Here is a 20,829-nt window from a genome sequence, read left to right on the forward strand (position 1 = left end):
GATCGCATCATGAGGACAGCAACCATCCGCGCCGCCGTGTTGGGAGCGGCGCTGGCCATCGCGCCGCAGGCGGCGGTTGCGGGCGAGGCTGGTGCGGGCGCTGCGCCGAATGCCGGGCGGCACGCGTTCCGGGATCTGTTCCGCGAACTTGTCGAAACCGACACGTCTGTGGCCACCGGCAGCTGCACCGTGCTCGCCGGGAAGATCGCTGCCCGCTTCCGCACGGCGGGCTTTGGCGAGGATCAGATCACGCCGTTTCGGGACCCGGCCTTTCCGCTCGATGGCGGGGTGGTGGTCACCGTGCCCGGCACTTCGGCAAAGGCGAAGCCGATGCTTCTGCTTGGCCATATCGACGTGGTCAATGCGCGGCGCGAGGACTGGGTGCGCGATCCCTACAGGTTCATCGAGGAGGGCGGCTACTTCTACGGGCGCGGCACAGCGGACATGAAAGTGCTCGACGCGATCTGGATCGACACGCTGATCCGCCTCAAGGCCGAGGGCTTCAAGCCAAAGCGCACGATCAAGCTCGCGCTCACCTGCGGCGAGGAATCCGGCGCGCGAATGAACGGGGCCAAGTGGCTGGCCGACAACCGCCCCGACCTGATCGCCGCTGCTTTCGCGCTCAACGAGGGCGGCGGCGGGGCAACCGACGGCCACGGCAGAGTGCTCAGCCAGTCGATGCAGACCGGCGAGAAGGCCAATCGCAATTTCGAGGTCCAGGCGACCAACCCCGGCGGGCACAGTTCGGTGCCGGTGGACGACAACGCGATCTACGAGCTGGCCGATGCGCTGGCACGGGTGCGCGCGCAGAAGTTCCCGGTGCATTTCAACGATACGACACGCACCTATTTCGCCAAGGTCGGTGCGGCGCGCGGGGATGCGCTGGGGGCAGCGATGGCGCGGCTTGCCGCCGATCCGGCGGACCATGCGGCAGAAGCGGCGGTGGCCGCCGATCGCACGCTCAATTCGATGCTGCGCACCACTTGCGTCGCGACGCTGCTGGAGGGCGGCCACGCCGCCAACGCCCTGCCCCAGCGCGCCAAGGCCAATATCAACTGCCGCATCGTGCCCGGCGAGGATGGCGACACGACCCGCGCCGCGCTCGTTGCGGCGATCGGCGATGCGCGGGCGACCGTCACTCCGGTGGGCCGCGTGCGCCCCCTTGCAGTCCCCCCGCCGCTCGATCCGCGCATCTTGGGCCCGGCGGAGAAGCTTGCCGCACGTTACTATCCCGGCGTGCCGCTGGTGCCTGCGATGATGACCGGCGCGACGGATGCGACATACCTCGGCCCGCTCGGCATCCCCACGTATGGTGTGCCCGGCCCACTGGCCGATCCCGATGGCAACGGGCTCCACGGGCTCAACGAACGGCACTCGGTGCAATCAGCCTATATCGCGCGCGATTTCCTCCACGATCTCGTGAAGGCCTACGCCGCGCAGGAATGAGCCTAGAGCACTTTCCGACCAATCTGGTTCACCGTGATTGCGTCAGGAAGCCCATCGGCAAGGAGCGCCGCGCAGTGCGGGCTGGTAGCCCGTGCCAGCGGCGCGACGCTGCCATAGAGACATTTGGCCGAGGGGCTTCCTGTCGCAACCCCGAAGGGGCGGGCCGCTTTTGGCCCATCGCAGCGTCTCTCGTCGGTCACTATGGGCAAGCATAGCTCCCTCCTCGATCCTTGCGCTGGGCCAAAATCGGCTCCGTCACGGCGAGCCAGATTGGTCGGAAAGTGCTCTAAGGCCGCACCAGCAGATTGCCGGTGTGGCCACCGGAGAAGAGCAGCAGCAGCGCCTCGGCAAAATGGTCGATGCCTTCGACCACATGCTCGGGCAGATCGAGCTTGCCTTCCTGCATCAGCGTAGCGATCTCCGCCTTCGCTTCGGGGAAGCGCGCAGCATGATGCGTGACGACGAAGCCCTTCATCATCGCGTTGCGTTCGGCAAGCTTGAGGTAATTCCTGGGTCCGCGGACATTGCCGAGATCGGAATACTGCGAAATCGCACCGCAGATCGCGATGCGCGCATCGGCGGGCGCGAGGTTTGCGAGCGCGACATCGAGTATCTCGCCGCCGACATTGTCGAAGAAGACGTTGATCCCATCAGGGGCCGCAGCAGCCACTTCGGCGGCCAGATCGGCGTTCTTGTAATCGATGGCGACATCGGCGCCGAGCCGGGTGGTGAGGTAAAGGCACTTGTCGGACCCTCCGGCAATGCCGATCACCCGCGCGCCCCGGGCCTTGGCAAGCATCACCACCATCGAGCCGACCGCGCCCGCCGCGCCGGAGACGAGCACAGTATCGCCTGCCTTGACCTCGGCCACCGCGATGAGCCCGGCCCATGCGGTGAGGCCGGTGGTAAGCCCGAGCGGGCCGACATAGTCTGCAGGCTTGAGGCTGTTCGAGAGATCGAGCCTGGTAAGCGCCGCCGCGGGCACCAGCGCATGGGTTTGCGCCGCCAGCATGCCATAGACCCAGTCCCCAGCGGCGAGCGCGGGATCGGCGCTTTCCACCACCTGGCCCACGCCAAGCGCGCGGACGGTCGAGCCGAGCGGCGCGGTCTCGTGGAAGCTGCCGGGGGTCAGGGTCGTGCGGATCCACGCGTCCATCGAGAGCGTATCGACTTTCACCACCACGTGCCCGGCAGGGACATCCGCGATTGCGACGTCCTCGATGCCGAAATCTTCAATCTGCGGCATCCCCTCGCGGTACTGCCGAATGAACACGCGGCGATTGGTGTGCGGCATGGGAAGCTCCGTGGCGAGTGGTGACGAGCTTGAGCTAGGTGGCCGCGGCAGGCATCGCCATTGCCATTTTGACTAGCGCAGCCCGGCGGCGCAGACTGTGCGCGAGGATCAAGGAGGGATGCCATGGCGATGCGCGCAAGGACAGTCTGGTTGGGGGTCGCCATCGCGGCGCTGGCGGCGGGAACCGCCTCGGCGCAATCGGCGCAGGACGCGGGCGCCCTGCTCGGGCAGCTTCTCGGCAGGGGTACGGCCGCCCCGGCGCAATCGATGAGCGCGCCGCCGCCCGGTGTCAGCAGCAGCGAGGCTTCGGGCGGGCTCAAGCTGGCGCTCGGCAAGGCAGCAGAGCGCGTGGTCGCGCAATTGGGCCGACCCGGCGGTTTTGCCAACGATCCGCGGGTGCGGATCGGGCTGCCCGGGCCGCTTGGCCGCCTGAGCGGTCTGCTCTCGACGCTCGATCAGGCCGGAGTGACCGATGGCCTATCGGGCAAGCTCAATGCGGCGGCAGAGGGCGCGGTGGGCAAGGCGCTGCCGCTGCTCAAGAGCGCGATCTCGCGCATGACAGTGACTGACGCGCTCGGCATCGTGACTGGCGGGGATACTTCGGCGACTGATTATTTCCGTCGTACAATGGGCCCGGACCTGCAGCAGGCGATGAGCCCGGTCGTCTCGAAGTCACTCTCGGGGGTGAAGGCGTTTCAGGCGCTCGACCGCTTTTCGGCGAAGAACAGCCTGATTGCCGGACAGTTCGGTGCGCGGGACCTCACGGGCTATGTCACCGAAAAGGCGAGCGACGGGGTGTTTCTCTATCTCGGCGAGCAGGAGCGCGAGATCCGGCGCAATCCGCTGGGAACCGGAAGCAAGCTGATCGCGAAGATCTTCGGGCGGAGTTAGGGTTCACCCCAACCGCAACCCCTTCGTCATTCCCGCGAAGGCGGGAATCCAGGGCGTTCCAGCCTCAAGGTTGCGTTCTGGACTCTGGACCCCCGCCTGCGCGGGGGTGACGAAGTAAGGGGTGCATCAGAGTGAAATGATCGCGCTCTTTTATCAGCCGACCTTGCGCTGGTTCGCGAGGGGATCGGGGGGCGGCAGGGTGGACTTGATCGCGACGGCGGCGATGCGGCCGTCCTCGTCAAGGCGCAAGGGCTGGGAAAATTCGACGCCCATGCGGTCGTCGCTCGCCCAGCGGCAAGTTGCCGTGACGATATGGCCGTCAGACAGCTGGATGCGGAAGATCGTGCCGGACGGCACATTCCACAGCCCTTCGATGAGCGCGCCGGTCAGCGACATGTTGCGCACCGTGCCGTTGTAGCGGTGGCCGCCGTGATCGAGCACGACGCGGCGCAGCATCGCCTGCCGCGTGGCGCGGGCCGAGCGGGGGCCGCGCGCGATCGCCATGAGGCCGGTGGCAAGGCGCGTCTGCGTGGCGGGCGCGGAAAGCGGGCGCTCGTAGATATAGCCCTGCACATGGCTGCAGCCGAGCATGCGGACCAGATCGAGCTCGTCGAGCGTTTCCACCCCTTCGGCGGTGGTTTCCATGCCAAGCGCTTCGGCGAGGCTGACGATCGAGGCGATGATGGCGCCGTTGCGGCTGCCGGCCTGCGTGGCGCCGCGCACGAACGACTGGTCGATCTTGATCTTGTCGAACGGCGCGCGCTTCAGATAGCCGAGCGAGGAGTAGCCGGTGCCGAAATCATCGAGCGCAAGGCGCACGCCGATGCCCTTGAGCGCGCGGAACATCGCTTCGGTGCCGGTATCATCGCCGAGGAAGACGCTTTCGGTGATTTCGAGTTCGAGCCGGTCTGCGTCCACTTCGGCTGAAGCCAGTGCGCTGGTGACCATCGAAGGCAGCGCGGGATTGGCGAATTGCAGCGGGGAGACGTTGACCGCGACGCGCACGTCGTCCGGCCACTTGGCGAGATCCTGACAAGCGGTGCGCAGCGCCCACTCGCCGATCGAGACGATGAGGCCGGCGTCTTCCGCAATCGGGACGAACTTGGCGGGCGAAATGAAGCCGTGCTTCGGGTGGTTCCAGCGCAGCAGCGCCTCGAAGCCGGTGATCCGCTCGGTCGCGGTCTGAACGACCGGCTGGTAGTAGAGCTCGAGATCGCCGTGGGTGATCGCATCGCGCAGATCTTCCTCGAGCTGGCGGCGTTCTTCGGCATCGCTGTGGAGATCGGCGGCGTAGAAATGATAGCGTCCGCGGCCGCCGTCCTTGGCGGCATAGAGTGCGAGGTCCGCATTGCGGATCAGCGCTTCGCTGGTGACGCCATCATCGGGCGCGAGCGCGATGCCGACCGAGGCGCCGATCATCACGCGGCTGCCTTCGATCGAATAGGCCTGGCTCACTTGCTCGATGATCCGTTCGGCCAGATGCGCGAGCTGTTCGCGCGAGATCTTGCCGGCGAGAATGACCTGGAACTCATCGCCGCCAAGGCGTCCTACCCGGCCGACGGTGCCGATGACCCGTTCGAGCCGCTGCGCGACCTGCTTGAGCAGCGCGTCCCCGGCCGGGTGGCCGAGCGTATCGTTGACTTGCTTGAACCGGTCGAGATCGAGGAGGAACACCGCGCAGTCCCGGTTCTGCTCGTTGGGCGCGGTAAGGATCTTCTCCAGCGTCTGCGACATCTGGAAGCGGTTCGAGAGGCCGGTGAGCGAATCGAAATGGGCGAGGCGCGAGGCATGTTCCTGCGAGCGGCGCTTTTCGGTGAGATCGGTGCCCGAGCCGCGGAAGCCCTGGAAGTTGTTGAAGGCGTCGTAAGTCGGGCGTCCGGTCACCGACCACCAGCGCTCCTCGTCGTAGACCGCCGCGCGCACCGCGAGTTCGCTGAAGCTGGAGCGCGCGGAGAGGTGAAACGCGAGCGTGCGCTCTCCCTCGCCCGATTTCTCGGACAAGTTGAACAGTTCGGCAAACGGACGGCCGATGCATTCCTCGACCTGCTTGCCAAGCACTTCGGCAACGGGGCGGGATATGTACGAGATGAGGCCGCGGCGGTCGGTTTCCCAGAACCAGCCCTGCCCGGTCTCTTCGTAGTCAGCGAGGATCTCCTCGGCACGGGTCTGGATGCGGACGCCTTGCTCGACCGCGAGGCGGACTTTCAGATCGATCTCGCGCTGGCGCATGTAGGCCGCGACCGCAATCACCGCGCCGATCACGAGCGAGAGGATGCCGCCTGCAAGATTGGTGATCCAGGTGACTCCCGACCACATCGCGACTTGCGCGGTCAGCATGCCGGCAAGGCGGCCCGATTCGGTCACCGTGGCGAGGAGCGAAATGGTAACCAGCAGCGCCAGCGCCTGCACCCACGGCACCACGCCGCTGCCCGCCCACACGCCGATCGCGTAACCATAAATGAACAGGGGAATGCCAATGGAGGCCGCCATCAGCGCCATGCGCACCGATGTCGGGTGATCGCGGCGTTCCTCGTAGGCCGAGGTGAAGCGCGCAACGAACAGCAGCGCGGAGGCAAGCAGCGCGAGGACAGGCGCAATGAGCGGACGAGTGGTGAAGTTGGCGATGCCGAGGCCGAACACGCCCAGCACCATCGGCAGCGCCATATGCGGCCATTCGCGCGCGATCAGGCCGCGGCCAGGCCCGGTGCCGAACAGGAACGCAGTTCCAGCGATGTCTGCCCGGCTCGTCGCCCCTGTTGGCACACGCTCTCGGCGCCGCTGCGTACGCGCGAAATCGCGCGCGGTGCGCGTCGTTTCGGCCGGCGATGCGGCATTGTCCCCGGGCGATTGGCTCATCATAGGTCAATTGCGCTTAACCTCTTTGAGAAACCGTTAAGCGAGCACCCGTTTCGGACCTTTTTCCCGCAGATTTCCGCAGGTTTGCTTTTGCTCGTCATGTCCAGATGCTAGGGGGCGCCACAAGCTGTTGTTTTACCTGATTGCCAAGGAATCCGTGTGGCCACGACTGCCAGCTTTTCGATGATCGGCGTTGCCGGACGACGCTTGCGGGTGGGGCAATGGCACACCCAAGGAGGGGGGCCGCAAGCCAAAGGTTCGCGCCCTGCCCCGCGCCCGCTGGTGATCCTGAGCGGCATCGGCATGAACATGGAAATGCTCGAGCCAATCGCCAGCCGCATGCCCGGTCGCCGGATCGTGAGCTTCGACATGCCCGGGATCGGCCAGTCGCCCGATCCGATCTTCCCCTACACCATCCCCCATATGGCGCTGACCCTCGCGGCATTGCTCGACCGGTTGCGGATCGATCAGGTGGATCTCCTCGGCATCAGCTGGGGCGGCGCGGTGGTGCAGCAGTTTGCGTTCCAGCACCGCGCTCGCACGGGCAAGCTGGTGCTGGCGGCAACTTCGGCGGGCGGCACGATGATCCCCGGCAATACTTCGATGCTGAGCCAGATGCTTGATCCAATGGAATATTCCGTCGAGAAAGCGCTGCGCCGCAACCTTGCCGCGTTCTACAACGGCGGCGGGGCGGACCGGGTTTCGCTCAATGCCGCAACGGCCCCTTCCCCGCTTGGCTGGAGCTGCCAGCTGGCAGCTTTCGCGGGCTGGAGTAGCGCGCCGTTCCTGCCGCTGCTGAACATGCCGGTCATGGTCATGGGCGATGAGGACGACCAGCTCATCCCGCCCGCCAACCTGCATTTCCTCCACAACGCGATACCCGGCAGCAAGCTGGAGATGAGCGAGGGCGGCGGGCACTTGTTCATGCTGGCGCGCCCGGATGCGTTCATCGGAAAGCTGACCGGGTTTCTCGACGCGTAACCGCAAGGGCTACGCGAGCGTTGACCGCGCCGCCAACCTCTGACTTAATCGGGCAGTTAAACGCGACTGCCTTCCACCATGAGTCGGCAGCGCGCAGGATAGAGGAGCCTGCTGATGCCGACTTATGACCTCATCATTCGGGGGGGAACCATCGTCGATGGCACCGGCCGGCCCCGCTTTACCGGCGACGTTGCCGTGCAGGGCGGCCTGATCGCCGCCGTCGGCACGGTGAGCGGCACGGCGAAGCGCGAGATCGACGCGAGCGGCAAAGTCATCGCACCGGGCTGGGTGGACGTGCACACGCATTATGATGGGCAGGCAACCTGGGATCAGGAAATGGCGCCCAGTTCATGGCACGGCGTGACCACGGTCGTCATGGGCAACTGCGGCGTGGGCTTCGCGCCCGCTGCGCCCGACCGGCATGAATGGCTGATCGGGCTGATGGAAGGCGTGGAAGATATCCCCGGCACCGCGCTGGCCGAAGGGCTCAAGTGGGACTGGGAGAGCTTTCCCGAATACCTCGATGCGCTGGAGCGGCTGCCCCGCAGTGTCGACGTGGCAACGCACGTGCCGCACGGCGCGGTGCGCGCCTATGTGCTGGGCGACCGCGAGAAGCCCGGTGCGATCCCCACCGACGAAGACATCGATGCCATGGCGAAAATCGTCGAGGAAGGGGTGCGCGCGGGTGCGCTCGGCTTTTCGACCAGCCGGACAGTGATCCACAAGTCGATCGATGGTGAAGTGGTGCCGGGTACGACCGCGACGGCGGAAGAATTGATCCGCATCGGCCGCGCGATGGGCCGCGTGGGCCACGGTGTGTTCGAGATCGCCAGCGACATGAAGCGCGAATGGGACGAGTTCGGCTGGATGGGCGCAATGAGCCGCGAGACGGGCCTGCCCGTCACGTTTGCCGCGTTGCAGTCGATCGCCAAGGAACTGCCGCTTTCCGAACAGATCGAGGAAATGACCCGCCAGAACGCGAACGGCGCCAATATCGTCGCGCAGATCGCACTGCGCGGGAACGGCATCGTGATGAACTGGCGCGGGACTGTGCATCCGTTCCTGTTCCGCCCATCGTGGGCGGCGATTGCGGCGATGCCGTGGGAGGACCAGATCGCTCACCTCGCCGATCCGGTGTTCAAGAAAATCCTGCTTTCGGAAAGCAACGTCTATCCCGATACCGACATCGTCCACCTTTACCGCGTGATCGGCGAAGGCTGGGCCAACCAGTACGAGATGGACGAGAGCTTCGACTACGAGCCGCAGGCCGAAGCGAGCATCGCGGCGCGGGCGGCGGCCAAGGGCGTTTCGCCCGAGAGCTATGCCTATGACCTGATGCTGGCGGATGGCGGGACCGGCTTCATCTACCTGCCGATCCTCAACTATGCCGACGGCAACCTCGATTTCCTCGAGGAACTGCAGGCGCGCGATGACTGCGTGAATTCGCTTTCGGATGGCGGCGCGCATTGCGGCACGATCTGCGATGCGGCCTCGCCGACGTTCATGCTCCAGCACTGGGTGCGCGATCGCAAGCGCGGGCGGCGGCTGAGCCTTGAGCAGGCGGTGAAGCGCCAGTGCCACGATACCGCGCGGCTCTACGGCATGAACGACCGCGGCGTGATCGCGCCGGGCACGCTCGCCGATCTCAATGTGATCGACATGGACGCGCTGAAGCTCGGCAAGCCGTGGCTGGCGTTTGACCTTCCGGCCGGCGGCAAGCGATTGCTGCAGAAAGCGGACGGCTATCTCTACACGATCAAATCGGGCGAAGTGACGTTCGAGAATGGTACCTGGACGGGCGCGGTGCCCGGCGTGCTGGTGCGCGGGCCGCAACAGGCCGAAATGCTGGAGGCCGCAGAATGAGCAACGCAGCAATCCGTATCGGCGCCCCCGCGACGCTCGATAGCCTGCATCTGGACCAATTGCCCGATGTCGGCGATCCCGGCCCGGGCGAGATCCGCGTGCGGCTGCGCGCTTCCTCGCTCAACTTCCATGACTTTGCTGTGGTGACGGGCATGCTGCCTGCCGCCGCCGGGCGCATTCCGATGTCGGACGGCGCGGGCGAGGTTGTGGCGGTGGGCGAAGGCGTGACGGCTTATGCGCCGGGCGATCTCGTCGTCTCGACCTTCTTCACCAACTGGGATGACGGGACGCCGCCAGCGACGGCCTTCACCACGGTGCCGGGCGACGGCATCGACGGCTATGCGCGCGAGGAAATCGTCGCATCGGCAAACTGGTTCACCCGGGTGCCCAAGGGCTATTCGGCAGCCGAAGCGGCAACGCTGACCTGCGCGGGGCTGACGGCATGGCGGGCGCTGTTTGTCGATGGCGCGGTGAAGCCGGGCTCGACCGTGCTGGTGCAAGGGAGCGGCGGCGTTTCGATCTTCGCGCTCCAGTTCGCCAAGGCGGCGGGCGCGCGGGTGATCGCGACGAGCTCATCCGATGCCAAGCTCGAACGGCTGCGCGCGCTGGGGGCGGACGAGACGATCAACTACAAGGATGTGCCGGCCTGGGGTGTCAAAGCGCTCGAATTGACCGGCGGCGCGGGCGTGGACTGCGTGGTCGAGATCGGCGGCGCGGGCACGCTGGACCAATCGATGATGGCGACCCGCGTGGGCGGCCATGTCGCGCTGATCGGCGTGTTGGCGGGCTTTGCCGGGCCGGTGCAGACCGCGTTGCTGATGGCGAAGAACTTGCGCGTGCAGGGGCTCACCGTGGGCAGCAGGGCGATGCAGCTCGACATGATCGCCGGGGTCGAAGCCAATGGCATCCACCCGGTGATCGACAGCCACTTCGCGCTGGCGGATCTCGCCGGGGCGTTCCGGCATCAGGCCAGCAACACCCACTTCGGCAAGATCGTCGTCGATATCTGAGGTTCGGCTCAGGCGGCGCGGCGCAAGGGCGCTGCGCCGCCATGGCTCCGCCCTTCAAGCGCAAACCGGCCAACCAGCGCGGCCATCCGGTCTGCCTCGCCCGCCAGATTGCGCGAGGCGGCAGTAGCTTCCTCCACCATCGCCGCATTCTGCTGCGTCATGACATCGAGCTCGCGCACGGTCGCGTGGACCTGGCCGATGTTTGTGGCCTGCGTGCTGGCGGCCGAGGCAATGTTGCTGGCAAGATCCGCGATCTCCCCCACTTTGCCGACGATCCGCGCAAAGCTGTCGCCCGTCTGGCCAACCAGCGCAACACCGCGTTCGACCTGCACCGCGCTCTGGCCGATCAACGTCTTGATATCCAGCGCAGCTTCGGCGGAACGCTGCGCCAGTGCGCGCACCTCGTTGGCGACGACGGCGAAGCCCCGGCCGGCATCCCCGGCACGCGCCGCCTCGACCCCGGCGTTGAGCGCGAGGAGATTGGTCTGGAAGGCAATGCCGTCGATCACGGCGATGATCTTGCCGATTTCCTGCGCGGAATCGTGGATGTCGGTCATCGCACGCACCGCTTCATCCACCACGCCGCCGCCGGCTTGTGCATCGCCGTGCGCGGCTTGCACGGAATCGTGAAGGTGCGCGGCATCGCCCGCCGTCCTGCCGACACTGGCGGCCAGCGAGGTTATCGCCGCCGAGGCTTCCTCGAGGCTGGCGGCCTGCTGCTCGGTGCGCCGGGCGAGGTCGTCCGAGGCCTGCCGGATCTCCTGCGCGCCGACGTCGACGGCCTGCGAGGTCTGCGCGACATCGCCGAGCGCAGTGCCGACTTGCGCGCGCATCGTTTCGAAGTTCTCGTAAATCGCGGCAAACTCGCGCGGGAGCGTTTCGAGCGGGCTGCTGAAATCGCCATCAGTCATGCGCTTGAGCGCCGCGCCTAGCGCTTCGATGACCGCGTTGCGGCGCTCTTGCTCGACCGCAAAATACGTCTCGATCGCCACTTCCATATCGAGCAGCGCCATCTTGATCAGCGTTGCCATCCGCTTCGCCTTGCGGCGCGCGAGCGGGCCCGCCATGGCTGTGATGACCGGGCCAAGCATGCTGGCGTAAGCGCCGATATACCATTGCGGCTCGAGCCCGATGCGGGCGTGGACCTTGCCGATGCGCTCGGCGCGTTCAAAGTAGGCCGCGTTGGCGCCGCCAGTGAACAGCGCCTGCCAATGCTCGATCTGCTTGGCCCGCGCAGAGGCCATGGCGCCTTTGGAAGCAAAATGGCGCGCCGTGTCCGGTGTGGCGGCGATGCGTTCGTAGAGCCCTTCGAGCGCCTTGGGAGCGACCTTCGCAAGCACGCGGGCAATGCCGGGAAAGTGCGCTCGATCATCCTGCTGGATGGTGAAGAACGCTAGCTTGTCGGAGAGTTCACGCGCTTCCATGGTGGCTGTCCTCAACTGGAATCAACCAGATCGGACTAGCTTGGGTTGATACTTTTACGCTGAAGGCCCGCCTACGTGGCAATCCCGAGTCGGTTTTGCCTGACACAGGCAAAGGCTTGAAAGCGCTGGAAAACCCCGGATCTGCTCCAGAATGCGAAAAGCTGGCCTGACGAAAAGTCTGGCCAGCTTTTGCACGTGAGACCCTGCAAGCGCGCCCATCGCGGGCTGCGACTCACACCCGCATCGGCATCAGCACGTAGAGCGCGGGCGACTTCTCGTCCTTGCGGATCAGCGTCGGCGCGCCGGCATCGGCGAGGTGGAGTTCGACAATATCGCCGTCGATCTGGCTGAGGATGTCCTTGAGGTAATTGGCGTTGAAGCCGATCTCGAAGCCCGCCGCGCGGTATTCGGCAGCGATTTCTTCGGCAGCGGTGCCGTTTTCCGGGCTGGTGACCGAGAGCGTGACCTTGTCATTCTCAAGCGCCATCTTGACCGCGCGGGTCTTTTCCGTGGCGATTGTGGCGACACGATCGACGCCTTCGAAGAAGCTGCGCGGATCGAGGCGGAGCAGCTTGTCGTTCCCGGTGGGGATGACGCGGCTGTAATCCGGGAAGGTGCCGTCGATCAGCTTGCTGGTGAGCACGACGCCATGCTCGCCGCCAAGCGTGAAGCGCACCTTGCTGGCGGAAAGATCGATCAGCACGGCGGTATCGAGCACGTCCTCAAGCAGCTTGCGCAGCTCGCCCACGCATTTGCGCGGCACGATCACATCGGGCATCCCCTCGGCGCCATCGGGCCGGGCAATCGTGTAGCGCGCAAGGCGGTGGCCGTCTGTCGCGGCGGCCTTGAGCACTGGCGTCGCCTCGTCTGCCACGTGGAGGAAAATGCCGTTGAGGTAGTAGCGGGTTTCCTCGGTCGAGATCGCGAAACGCGTGCGGTCGATCAGTTCGGCCAGGACGCGCGCGGGGACTTCGAAGCTCGTCGGCAGATCGCCCTCGACGATCACCGGGAAATCGTCGCGCGGCAGCGTCGGCAGCTGGAAGCGGCTGCGCCCGGCCTTGACGATCATGCGGCCTTCGGAGGCATCGAGGCTGACCTGGCTGCCATCGGGCAGCTTGCGCGCGATATCGAAAAGGAGGTGCGCCGAAACGGTGATCGCGCCGGCGCGCTCCACTTCGCGCGCGGGCATCGTCTCGATGATCTGGAGATCGAGATCGGTCGCCATCAAGCGAACCGAGCCATCGGGCGAAGCCTCGATCAGCACGTTGGAGAGGATCGGAATCGTATTCCGCCGCTCCACCACAGATTGCACGTGGGACAGGCAGCGTAGCAAGGTCGCGCGTTCGATCGTGGCCTTCATTCTCGTCTCGTGTCCCCTGCCCGGGCCGGTCCGTATAAAGGACCAGTCAAGGCCATCTAGCTGGCATCCCTGCACGCATGGAATCGCGCGAAGGAATGGGTTGTTGCTGGACCACCTTCCTTAACGCGCGCCCCGCCGCGGGCAAGCGGAAGCCGCATCCGCGGCGGCGAAGCTGTGCATAAATGCAGCGAAAACGGCAGGCTTGCTTCGCTGGCTCAATCAAGCACGCGCAGCGCGTCGAACATCTGTGCGGTGGCGGCGATCCACGCGGTGATGAGCCCCCAGCCGACGGGCGTGACCTTGGCCGGATCGCGGCCTGCCTCGGTCAGTGCTGTCGCGACGCGGCGGAGATCTCCCTGCGTCACTTGCGTGGCCGGATTGTTGGCATTGCCGGGGCCGATATCGAGCGCCTTGTCGATCAGATCGGAGGAGATGCCTTCCGCCTTGAGCCGGGAATCGAGCCCATCGCGCGCCATCCGGCCGAGCACATAGGCGAAGTAGGCATCGCGCTCCTTGTTGCCGAGGAACTGATCTGCCGCGCAGCGATCGACCAGCGCGTGAAGCGTATCGAGCGCGGGCTTGCTGCGCGCTTCGTCCAGCGTGAGCATGCTGTCGGCAAGCTGGGCATCAAGCCCCTCGGGCGCGGCGATGACCGCGCAGGCCAGCGCCTGCGGCGCGCGGGCCATCGCGCTGGCCGGCAGCAAGGCCAGCGCCGGAAGGAGCAGTGCGCGCCGCATCGCGATCAGGACAGCATCGCCATGCCGCCGTTCACGTGCAGCGTCTGCCCGGTGACATAGCCCGCATCGCGGCTGGCGAGATAGGCGACGGCGGCGCCGATATCACTGCCCTCACCCATGCGGCCCATCGGGATGCGCGCATTGAGCGCGTCCTTTTGTGCATCGGGCAGCACGTCGGTCATCGCGGTGCGGATGAAACCGGGGGCGACGCAATTCACGGTGATACCGCGCGTGGCGAGTTCCTGCGCGAGGCTCTTCGACATGCCGACGAGGCCCGCCTTGGCTGCGGCATAATTGACCTGCCCCGGATTACCGGTGGCGCCAACGACGCTGGTGATCGTGATGATGCGGCCGAAGCGCGCCTTCATCATCGGCTTGGAAGCGGCACGCATGAGGCGGAACGCGGCTTCGAGATTGACGCGGATCACCGCATCCCACTCCTCGTCCTTCATCCGCATGGCAAGGTTATCGCGCGTGATGCCGGCGTTGTTGACGAGGATATCGACCTTGCCCAGCGTATCGATCGCGGCAGGAACGAGATGCTCGACCTGCTCGGTGTTCGAGAGATCGCAGGTGATCTCGACATGATCGTGCCCGTAGGTATCGTTGAGCTCTTCGCGGAAGGACCGCAGCTTGGACGGGTTGGTGCCGGACAGCGCGAGGCGGGCGCCTTGCTTGGCCAGCGCGTGGGAGATGGCCGAGCCGATCCCGCCGGCAGCGCCGGTGACGAGAGCGGTCATGCCGGTGAGATCGAAGAGGCGGTGTTCCATGGTGTGCTCCATTCAATTTGTTCGCGCAGAGGCGCGGAGGCGCAGAGAGATTTAGCCCGCAGAACTGTGATTATTGACCAACCGCCGGATACCTTGCTTCATGGTCTCACCCGAGAAATTGAGCAAAAGCCCTACGGGCAGCTTCATCAATCGCAGATATGTCAGGACTTGCTTTGCATGCACCGGGTTCAGTTTGTCCACTGACTTGATCTCGATGACCAGTCGGTCGTCAACCAGCAGGTCCAGCTTAAACGCCGCAGGGAAGCGCAAACCATCGAACTCTATATCGATCGGCTTCTGCCGATCGACCTTGTACCCCCGCCTCTCCAGGCTTGCCGCTAGCACCAGTTCGTAGACGCTCTCAAGTAAACCGGGTCCTAAATCCCTGTGGATACGAATTGCGCAATCAACCAAAGCTCCGCTAATCTCATCAATGTTGCGCAAAATTGCACTCCTCTGCGCCTCCGCGCCTCTGCGCGAACCTCTAAATCAAACCTCCTTCGCAAACGCTTCGATATCGGCCATGCCGACCACGCTGGCAACCGACACATCGGCCACGCTGCGGGTGATCATCGGGCCGACGACTTTGCCGCCGAGTTCGGCGAAGTGCGTCACGCCAGCGGCGCCGAGGGCAATCATGCTTTCGCGCCAGCGGACGCGGCCGGTGACTTGTTCGACCAGCAGGCGGCGGACTTCGGCGGGGTCGGTAACGGGCGCGGCGGTGACGTTGGCCATCAGCGTTACGCGCAGAGGGCCCGGCGGGGTCGTTTCCAGTGCCTGCGCCATGGCATCGGCTGCCGGCTGCATCAGCGGGCAGTGGAAGGGCGCGGAGACGGGCAGGAGGATGCCGCGCTTGATGCCGTGTTCCTTGACCAGAGCGATGGCGCGTTCGATCGCCCCCCTGTGGCCGGAAAGGACGACCTGGCCGGGATCGTTGTCGTTGGCGACGGTGCAGACCTCACCTTGCGCGGCGGCAGCGGCGAGCGCGGTCGCCTTCTCGATATCGGCGCCGAGCAGCGCGCACATCGCGCCTTCGCCGACGGGCACGGCGGCCTGCATGGCGGCTCCGCGCAGGCGCAGCAGGCGGGCGGTATCGGCGAGGCTGAAGGCCCCGGCAGCGCAGAGCGCAGTATATTCGCCGAGGCTGTGGCCGGCGACGAATGCCGCCTTGTCTGCGAGGACGAGGCCGCATTCCTTCTCCAGCACGCGCAGCACGGCGATGGCATTGGCCATGATCGCGGGCTGGGCATTGGCGGTGAGCGTGAGGTCCTCCTCGGGGCCCCCGGTCATCAGCGCGAACAGCTTCTGGCCCAGTGCGTCGTCCACTTCCTCGAAGACTTCACGCGCGGCGGCGCTGGCGGCGGCGAGATCTGCGCCCATGCCCAGCTTCTGACTGCCCTGCCCCGGAAATACGAACGCCCGCATCAACACACTCCTGCTGTGAAGGAGCGCGCCTAGTGATTCGCGGGGGTGCTCTCAAGCCCGAATGCGACAATCTTGTTATCAACATCATGCCCGATATCGGCGCGGCCGAGGTAGGGAATGCCGGTGCGCCGGCACCAATCGCGGGCAATCGCTTCTTCATCCGCGCCGAAGGGGACGTCGTTTTCCGGCACATCACCCACGCGCCCGAGCCGGAGACCGGCGATGCCGCCAAGGTGTGCGGTGACGTGGAAGAACAGCCGGTCGACCGCGTAGAGATGCTCCGAGACTTCCTCGACCATCACGACATGGCCGGTGAGATCGGGCATCAGCGGCGTGCCGCACAGCATCGCGAGAGTGGTGAGATTGAAGGCGGCGCGGGGGGCATCGCCTTGCGCCGGTTCGGTGCCAGAGCGGTCTCCGGCAAGCCAGCGCAAGGTGCGCAGCACTGCCGCTGCGCCGCCTTCGCGGCGGATATCGCCGGGCATCGGCGCGTGGACGGTCTGGCCGATGCCCGCGCGGTAGAGCGCCGCAAGGAGGTAGCCGGTATCGGAATAGCCGAGGAAGGCCTTGTTGCGGGCGGCATCGCCAAGCTGTGCTATGGCCGCCCCGGCGATGCGATTGGAACCATAGCCGCCGCGCGCGAACCAGACCGCATCGACAGCGGGATCGTTCGCGCATTCCAGAAATGCCGCGAGGCGCTGCGCATCGGTGCCGGCGAAATGGCCCGCTTCGAGAAAGCACTGCGGGTGAAACGCAAGCTCCACGCCCGGAACCCCGACCGCGAGCGCGGTCACGGCCTGCGCATCCTGGGGCGTGATCGGGCGGGCGGGCGCACAGATGGCGATACGGGGCATGAGCCTTCCTAACCCGGTTGCGCTGGGCTTCAAGGGCGCATACCGCACGCAGCATGAGCATCGACGACGCCGCAAGCCTTACCGCACACCCCTGGTTCTTCTGCGGCATCGGTGGTTCGGGCATGCTGCCACTGGCGCTGATCCTCAAGGGCAAGAGCGCGCAGATCGCGGGATCGGACCGCAGCCGCGATCAGGGACGCACGCCGGAAAAGTTCGCGTGGCTGGAAAGCCTGGGCTTTGCGCTGCATCCGCAGGATGGAAGCGGGATCACTTCGGCCGAGCAGATCCTCGTCGCCTCCGCTGCGGTGGAAGATACCGTGCCCGAAATGGTGCGCGCCGAAGAGTTGGGCTGCCGCCGGATGCGCCGGGCGGAGCTGCTTTCCACCTTGTTCAACGCCGCACCCATGAGCATCGCGGTGGGCGGCACCAGCGGCAAATCGACCGTGACGGGGATGCTGGGGTGGATCCTCACCGCCTGCGGGCGCGATCCGACGATCATGAACGGCGCGGTGATGAAGAACTTCGCGGGGCCGGACGCTCCTTTCGCCAGCGCCCGCGTAGGCGCGGCGGACGGCCCGTTCGTTTCGGAAGTGGACGAAAGCGACGGATCGATCGCGGCCTACCGGCCAAGTATCGCGGTCCTCGGCAACGTCAGCCTCGATCACAAGAGCCTGGAGGAACTGCGCGGCCTGTTCGGCGATTTTCTGGCGCGGGCGGAAACGGCCGTGGTCAATCTCGATGACGCGGAAAGCGCGGCGCTGCTAGGCCGCGCGTTAGGCACCGCGCACACTTTCGGCATAGATTCGCGCGAGGCGGATATTGGCGTGGCCACAGACAGCGTGGCCGAATCGCCGCTCGGCATCGCTGCCATGATCGAGGCGCGCCGCACCGGCGAGCGGCACGCGCTGGCGCTCAAGGTGCCGGGTCGGCACAATCTTTCGAACGCACTGGCGGCGCTGGCTGCGGCGCATGCTGCGGGGGTGCCGCTGGGCGATGCCGTGCGCGCGCTGGGGGATTATGCAGGCCTTGCGCGCCGGTTCGACGTGGTCGGGACGAGCCCCGCCGGGGTGATGGTGATCGACGATTTCGGACACAATCCCGAAAAGGTCGCCGCTACGCTCGCCACGCTGAAGGCGCATCCGGGCCGGGTGATCGCGTTCTTCCAGCCGCATGGCTATGGGCCGCTGCGCCAGATGGGCGCGGAGCTTGCCGAGGTGCTGGCGACAAGGCTTGGCGCGGAAGACCGCACGATCCTGTGCGATCCGGTATACTTCGGCGGAACGGTGGACCGGTCAGTCGGCAGCGAGCGCATCGCCGAACTGATCCGCGCGCATGGCGGCATGGCCGAGCACATTCCGGACCGCGCCGATTGCGCCGCGCGCATGGCCGAGCTTGCCCGGCCCGGGGACCGCATCGTGATCATGGGCGCGCGCGACGATACGCTTTCTGCCTTCGCGCGCGAATTGCTCGCCCGGCTGCCCTGAAGCGGTGCGCCGGGCTGGGGCTCAGCCGAGCGGGCCGACCGCATCAAGCAGCGATGTCGTGAGCCTGAGCCCGCGCGTGGTGAGGCTGACATAGCGGCGGCGGGCATCATCCTGATCCGCCACGCGCACGATCAGGCCTTCCCGCTCAAGCCGGGCGATCCAGCGTAGCACGGTGGTGGAAGGCAGGCCTGCTCCGGCGCAGACGCTGGAGACCTGCAGGGCCGTGCGGGTCTTGCGGGCGATGAACAGGTCCAGCAGGATATCCCATCCCGGCTCTCCGAAGAGGCCTTTGATCGGGCTGGCCACATCGCGGCGGCGACGCGCTTCGTACAGCAGTTTCGCGATGCGGAGGGCTTCCGCATCCAAGTCGACATGACCGTCCAAAGCCAACTCCTCGCATTCCAAGGAATGTTCGCCGCCAGATCCGTTCGCCCCCGCCGCTGGGCTTCCGGAAATCTGGCACTGACAGCTTACGCGGTCAGTCTTCTGGTTACGCGACCCTTGGGAAAATCATGATCAATCAACAATCAACCAAGCAATATATGTAACCATCTTGCGGATTATTGGTAAGCCTCTCGCGCAGAAATATGATCCATATTGGTGGCAACTTTAGTTATCATGCATAACTCATTGTTGTCAGCACGTTAAACTATGAAAAGGAGCCTGACTTACCACCTCCCTCTTGGCAGCGCGCGGCCGCTGCGGCATGAGCCCCGGATGATCGGATTTCGCCGCTCCGCTCCCGTTGCCAAGGACGCTCCGGCGCTCGCCAAAGTGGGCGAACGGGTGCGCGCGCGGCTTGAGGCTGATCCCAGCGTCTATCGCCTGCCGGTCGACGCAATCGAGATCTACGGGGTGGCCGATTTCTTCACCGCAGAGGAATGCGCGCGGCTGATCAAGATGGTCGATGCGGTGGCGCGCCCCTCCCCCACCTACCACAACAACGCCGACAGCGGGCGGACCAGCTATAGCGGCGATGTCGATCCCGATGATCCGTTCATCAAGATGCTGGAGCGGCGGATCGACGATCTCATGGGAATAGACCACGCACATGGCGAGGTGATCCAGGGCCAGCGCTATGAACCCGGCCAGCAGTTTCGCGCGCACTTCGATTACTTCGATACCTCGGCCAGCTATTGGCCGACCGAGGAAGGCCGCGGCGGGCAGCGGACGTGGACGGCGATGGGCTATCTTTCAGCAGTGGAAGCCGGCGGCGCGACCGAGTTTCCCAAAGTGCCGATTGCGGTCCCTCCCCAGAAGGGTGCGCTGCTGGTGTGGAACAACATGGGGCGCGACGGAAAGCCCAACCCGCTGACCTTGCACGCCGGGCGGCCGGTGGAGCAGGGCGTCAAGTATATAGTGACGAAGTGGTACCGCGCGCGGCCTTGGTGTTAGGGGGGGGTGGGCGCACAGCGGGCGTAGCGGATGTCCGCTATTGGGATTTACAATAGGCACCTTGGATGGCGGCTATGTCGTGGATTTCAGACCGTCTGCTTTCCAAAAGCGAACTCCAGCCAATAGTCGTTCATCCAGTCTGCGTAACCAAGTAGCTCGCCTTGTCGCCGCTCAAGCTGGGGCGACCACGGTTCGTCACCCGTCATTAGATCAATCATGGCCTGCATTCGCCATTCCTGTCCCGGTAAAGCAAACAGTATCCGGTGAGCAAGGTAGGCTCGCCTCCCAATGGCTTCAGAAAAATGGTCCATGCGCACGATCCGACCCTCTGCGACATGGCGGTCGAAAAGTCTCAGGTATCGTTCAACGACCTCTGGAAAGCAGTCCTTGCCATCGACGAATGATGCCAATGGCTTCTCACCCGCAAGCATCAAACCAAGCTCTCGGTTTGTATGAACTAAGTATGGCAAAGAACGCAGAAAGCTCGGCAACATGGCCCAATTTAGCTCCGCTTCACAATGACTGCAAAGGGGTCGGTTTCAGAATATCCGCTTCTGGCATTTGGGCGGGCCAAAGCCGCCGTTGCCGGTGGCGAGACGATCAGCTTCGTCCGCCAACGCCAGAAGCTCTCGCGTCCCGTCTGCGTCCACGGGAAGGGCTACACTGCTTGCTCGAAGCCGGATGCTATCAACCTCGGGATCCCGAAGTGAGCATGAGACAAAATCGTCCCAATCGTAGGGACCGCAAGTCCCGTCCAAAAAAGTGCGGATGGTTCGTGCAGCGTAGGCTGCCTGCTTCTTCTGGCTCTGCATCCGGGTAGATTACCACACAGTCTTTATGACCGCTCTGTTGTCGTGTCCGGAACGGCAGGTTTGCGCCTGAGACCTCGGAAAAGCAGATGAAGCTCACCAAAGTGGGACGGGTGGGCAAGAGTTCATTTCGAAGTCCAAGCGCACTCCCCCCCATAACTGCGCGGGCAGTTCCCACGCCCTTCATGCGCCTCGGCAATCGGGCGGCGCGTGCCGTCGATGCCATTGTG

At 65.3% G+C, this 20,829-nt stretch carries 19 protein-coding genes; 7 read left to right on the plus strand and 12 right to left on the minus strand.

Translation table 11 applies throughout. From position 1 onward, the window contains the following. The first annotated feature begins 9 nt into the window (after nt 1–9). Nucleotides 10–1,446: a M20/M25/M40 family metallo-hydrolase gene (locus ACO056_RS14965; protein WP_421848116.1), complete on the plus strand. Its 1,437-nt coding sequence runs from the start codon at nt 10–12 to the stop codon at nt 1,444–1,446. Between the two features lie 2 nt (nt 1,447–1,448). Here ACO056_RS14965 and ACO056_RS14970 read toward each other — a convergent pair whose 3' ends face one another. Next, a complete protein-coding gene (locus ACO056_RS14970; RefSeq protein ID WP_421848118.1) occupies nt 1,449–1,646 on the minus strand; it encodes a hypothetical protein in 198 nt (65 codons plus the stop codon). An 86-nt stretch (nt 1,647–1,732) separates the two neighbouring features. Beyond that, nucleotides 1,733–2,740, minus strand: coding sequence for an NADP-dependent oxidoreductase (locus ACO056_RS14975; protein WP_421848120.1), 1,008 nt, complete (start codon nt 2,738–2,740; stop codon nt 1,733–1,735). A gap of 123 nt (nt 2,741–2,863) precedes the next feature. On the opposite strand from ACO056_RS14975, the gene ACO056_RS14980 reads away from it, so the two are divergent. Continuing rightward, the gene (locus tag ACO056_RS14980; RefSeq protein WP_421848122.1) at nt 2,864–3,631 is read left to right on the plus strand and encodes a DUF4197 domain-containing protein; all 768 of its coding nucleotides are present in this window, start codon (nt 2,864–2,866) and stop codon (nt 3,629–3,631) included. Between the two features lie 153 nt (nt 3,632–3,784). On the opposite strand, the gene ACO056_RS14985 is transcribed toward ACO056_RS14980, so the two are convergent. Then, entirely contained in the window at nt 3,785–6,490 is a 2,706-nt protein-coding gene (locus ACO056_RS14985; protein WP_421848124.1) for an EAL domain-containing protein, read from the minus strand. Between the two features lie 156 nt (nt 6,491–6,646). Here ACO056_RS14985 and ACO056_RS14990 point away from each other — a divergent pair, with 156 nt between their 5' ends. From ACO056_RS14990 to ACO056_RS15000, 3 genes are all read left to right on the plus strand, one after another. Next, nucleotides 6,647–7,468, plus strand: coding sequence for an alpha/beta fold hydrolase (locus tag ACO056_RS14990; protein WP_421848126.1), 822 nt, complete (start codon nt 6,647–6,649; stop codon nt 7,466–7,468). A gap of 114 nt (nt 7,469–7,582) precedes the next feature. Beyond that, entirely contained in the window at nt 7,583–9,331 is a 1,749-nt protein-coding gene (locus ACO056_RS14995) for an N-acyl-D-amino-acid deacylase family protein (protein WP_421848128.1), read from the plus strand. Next, a complete protein-coding gene (locus tag ACO056_RS15000; RefSeq protein ID WP_421848130.1) occupies nt 9,328–10,341 on the plus strand; it encodes a zinc-dependent alcohol dehydrogenase family protein in 1,014 nt (337 codons plus the stop codon). Before ACO056_RS14995 ends, ACO056_RS15000 begins: the two co-directional genes overlap by 4 nt. Nucleotides 10,342–10,349: 8 nt before the next feature. Here ACO056_RS15000 and ACO056_RS15005 read toward each other — a convergent pair whose 3' ends face one another. The 7 genes from ACO056_RS15005 to ACO056_RS15035 all read right to left on the minus strand — a co-directional run bounded on the left by ACO056_RS15005 (nt 10,350) and on the right by ACO056_RS15035 (nt 16,911). Next, nucleotides 10,350–11,765, minus strand: a complete 1,416-nt coding sequence (locus ACO056_RS15005; protein ID WP_421848132.1) for a methyl-accepting chemotaxis protein — start codon at nt 11,763–11,765, stop codon at nt 10,350–10,352. 232 nt (nt 11,766–11,997) lie between these two features. After that, entirely contained in the window at nt 11,998–13,125 is a 1,128-nt protein-coding gene (gene dnaN, locus ACO056_RS15010) for a DNA polymerase III subunit beta (RefSeq protein ID WP_421848134.1), read from the minus strand. Between the two features lie 215 nt (nt 13,126–13,340). Beyond that, complete coding sequence (locus tag ACO056_RS15015; protein ID WP_421848136.1) at nt 13,341–13,862, minus strand: hypothetical protein; 522 nt, start codon at nt 13,860–13,862, stop codon at nt 13,341–13,343. 5 nt (nt 13,863–13,867) lie between these two features. After that, on the minus strand, nt 13,868–14,632 hold the full coding sequence (fabG, locus tag ACO056_RS15020; protein ID WP_421848138.1) for a 3-oxoacyl-[acyl-carrier-protein] reductase: 765 nt from the start codon (nt 14,630–14,632) through the stop codon (nt 13,868–13,870). A gap of 51 nt (nt 14,633–14,683) precedes the next feature. Next, nucleotides 14,684–15,076 carry a GxxExxY protein gene (locus ACO056_RS15025; RefSeq protein ID WP_421848140.1) on the minus strand — a complete coding sequence of 131 codons (393 nt, stop codon included), beginning with the start codon at nt 15,074–15,076 and terminating at the stop codon, nt 14,684–14,686. 45 nt (nt 15,077–15,121) lie between these two features. Continuing rightward, complete coding sequence (fabD, locus tag ACO056_RS15030; RefSeq protein ID WP_421848142.1) at nt 15,122–16,057, minus strand: ACP S-malonyltransferase; 936 nt, start codon at nt 16,055–16,057, stop codon at nt 15,122–15,124. 29 nt (nt 16,058–16,086) lie between these two features. Then, nucleotides 16,087–16,911 (minus strand): LD-carboxypeptidase, encoded by an 825-nt coding sequence (locus tag ACO056_RS15035; protein ID WP_421848144.1) that lies wholly within the window; start codon nt 16,909–16,911, stop codon nt 16,087–16,089. Nucleotides 16,912–16,964: 53 nt separating this feature from the next. Here ACO056_RS15035 and ACO056_RS15040 point away from each other — a divergent pair, with 53 nt between their 5' ends. Continuing rightward, nucleotides 16,965–18,395 (plus strand): glutamate ligase domain-containing protein, encoded by a 1,431-nt coding sequence (locus ACO056_RS15040; RefSeq protein WP_421848146.1) that lies wholly within the window; start codon nt 16,965–16,967, stop codon nt 18,393–18,395. 21 nt (nt 18,396–18,416) lie between these two features. On the opposite strand, the gene ACO056_RS15045 is transcribed toward ACO056_RS15040, so the two are convergent. Next, nucleotides 18,417–18,779 carry a winged helix DNA-binding protein gene (locus tag ACO056_RS15045; protein WP_421848148.1) on the minus strand — a complete coding sequence of 121 codons (363 nt, stop codon included), beginning with the start codon at nt 18,777–18,779 and terminating at the stop codon, nt 18,417–18,419. A 333-nt stretch (nt 18,780–19,112) separates the two neighbouring features. Between ACO056_RS15045 and ACO056_RS15050 the strand changes: the two genes are divergently transcribed. Further along, nucleotides 19,113–19,790: a prolyl hydroxylase family protein gene (locus ACO056_RS15050; protein WP_421848150.1), complete on the plus strand. Its 678-nt coding sequence runs from the start codon at nt 19,113–19,115 to the stop codon at nt 19,788–19,790. A gap of 86 nt (nt 19,791–19,876) precedes the next feature. Here the strand turns inward: ACO056_RS15050 and ACO056_RS15055 are convergent, their stop codons facing one another. Further along, complete coding sequence (locus ACO056_RS15055) at nt 19,877–20,221, minus strand: hypothetical protein (RefSeq protein WP_421848152.1); 345 nt, start codon at nt 20,219–20,221, stop codon at nt 19,877–19,879. Nucleotides 20,222–20,829 lie beyond the last annotated feature (608 nt).

The organism is Novosphingobium sp., assembly GCF_965228995.1.
In the GTDB taxonomy this organism is placed as follows: domain Bacteria; phylum Pseudomonadota; class Alphaproteobacteria; order Sphingomonadales; family Sphingomonadaceae; genus Novosphingobium.

Coding starts and splice junctions, on each gene's coding strand:
- ACO056_RS14965 (WP_421848116.1), top strand. CDS start 10: ATGAGGACAGCAACCATCCGCGCCGCCGTGTTGGGAGCGGCGCTGGCC.
- ACO056_RS14975 (WP_421848120.1), bottom strand. CDS start 2,740: ATGCCGCACACCAATCGCCGCGTGTTCATTCGGCAGTACCGCGAGGGG.
- ACO056_RS14980 (WP_421848122.1), top strand. CDS start 2,864: ATGGCGATGCGCGCAAGGACAGTCTGGTTGGGGGTCGCCATCGCGGCG.
- ACO056_RS14985 (WP_421848124.1), bottom strand. CDS start 6,490: ATGATGAGCCAATCGCCCGGGGACAATGCCGCATCGCCGGCCGAAACG.
- ACO056_RS14995 (WP_421848128.1), top strand. CDS start 7,583: ATGCCGACTTATGACCTCATCATTCGGGGGGGAACCATCGTCGATGGC.
- ACO056_RS15000 (WP_421848130.1), top strand. CDS start 9,328: ATGAGCAACGCAGCAATCCGTATCGGCGCCCCCGCGACGCTCGATAGC.
- ACO056_RS15005 (WP_421848132.1), bottom strand. CDS start 11,765: ATGGAAGCGCGTGAACTCTCCGACAAGCTAGCGTTCTTCACCATCCAG.
- dnaN (WP_421848134.1), bottom strand. CDS start 13,125: ATGAAGGCCACGATCGAACGCGCGACCTTGCTACGCTGCCTGTCCCAC.
- ACO056_RS15015 (WP_421848136.1), bottom strand. CDS start 13,862: ATGCGGCGCGCACTGCTCCTTCCGGCGCTGGCCTTGCTGCCGGCCAGC.
- fabG (WP_421848138.1), bottom strand. CDS start 14,632: ATGGAACACCGCCTCTTCGATCTCACCGGCATGACCGCTCTCGTCACC.
- fabD (WP_421848142.1), bottom strand. CDS start 16,057: ATGCGGGCGTTCGTATTTCCGGGGCAGGGCAGTCAGAAGCTGGGCATG.
- ACO056_RS15035 (WP_421848144.1), bottom strand. CDS start 16,911: ATGCCCCGTATCGCCATCTGTGCGCCCGCCCGCCCGATCACGCCCCAG.
- ACO056_RS15040 (WP_421848146.1), top strand. CDS start 16,965: ATGAGCATCGACGACGCCGCAAGCCTTACCGCACACCCCTGGTTCTTC.
- ACO056_RS15050 (WP_421848150.1), top strand. CDS start 19,113: ATGATCGGATTTCGCCGCTCCGCTCCCGTTGCCAAGGACGCTCCGGCG.
- ACO056_RS15055 (WP_421848152.1), bottom strand. CDS start 20,221: ATGCTTGCGGGTGAGAAGCCATTGGCATCATTCGTCGATGGCAAGGAC.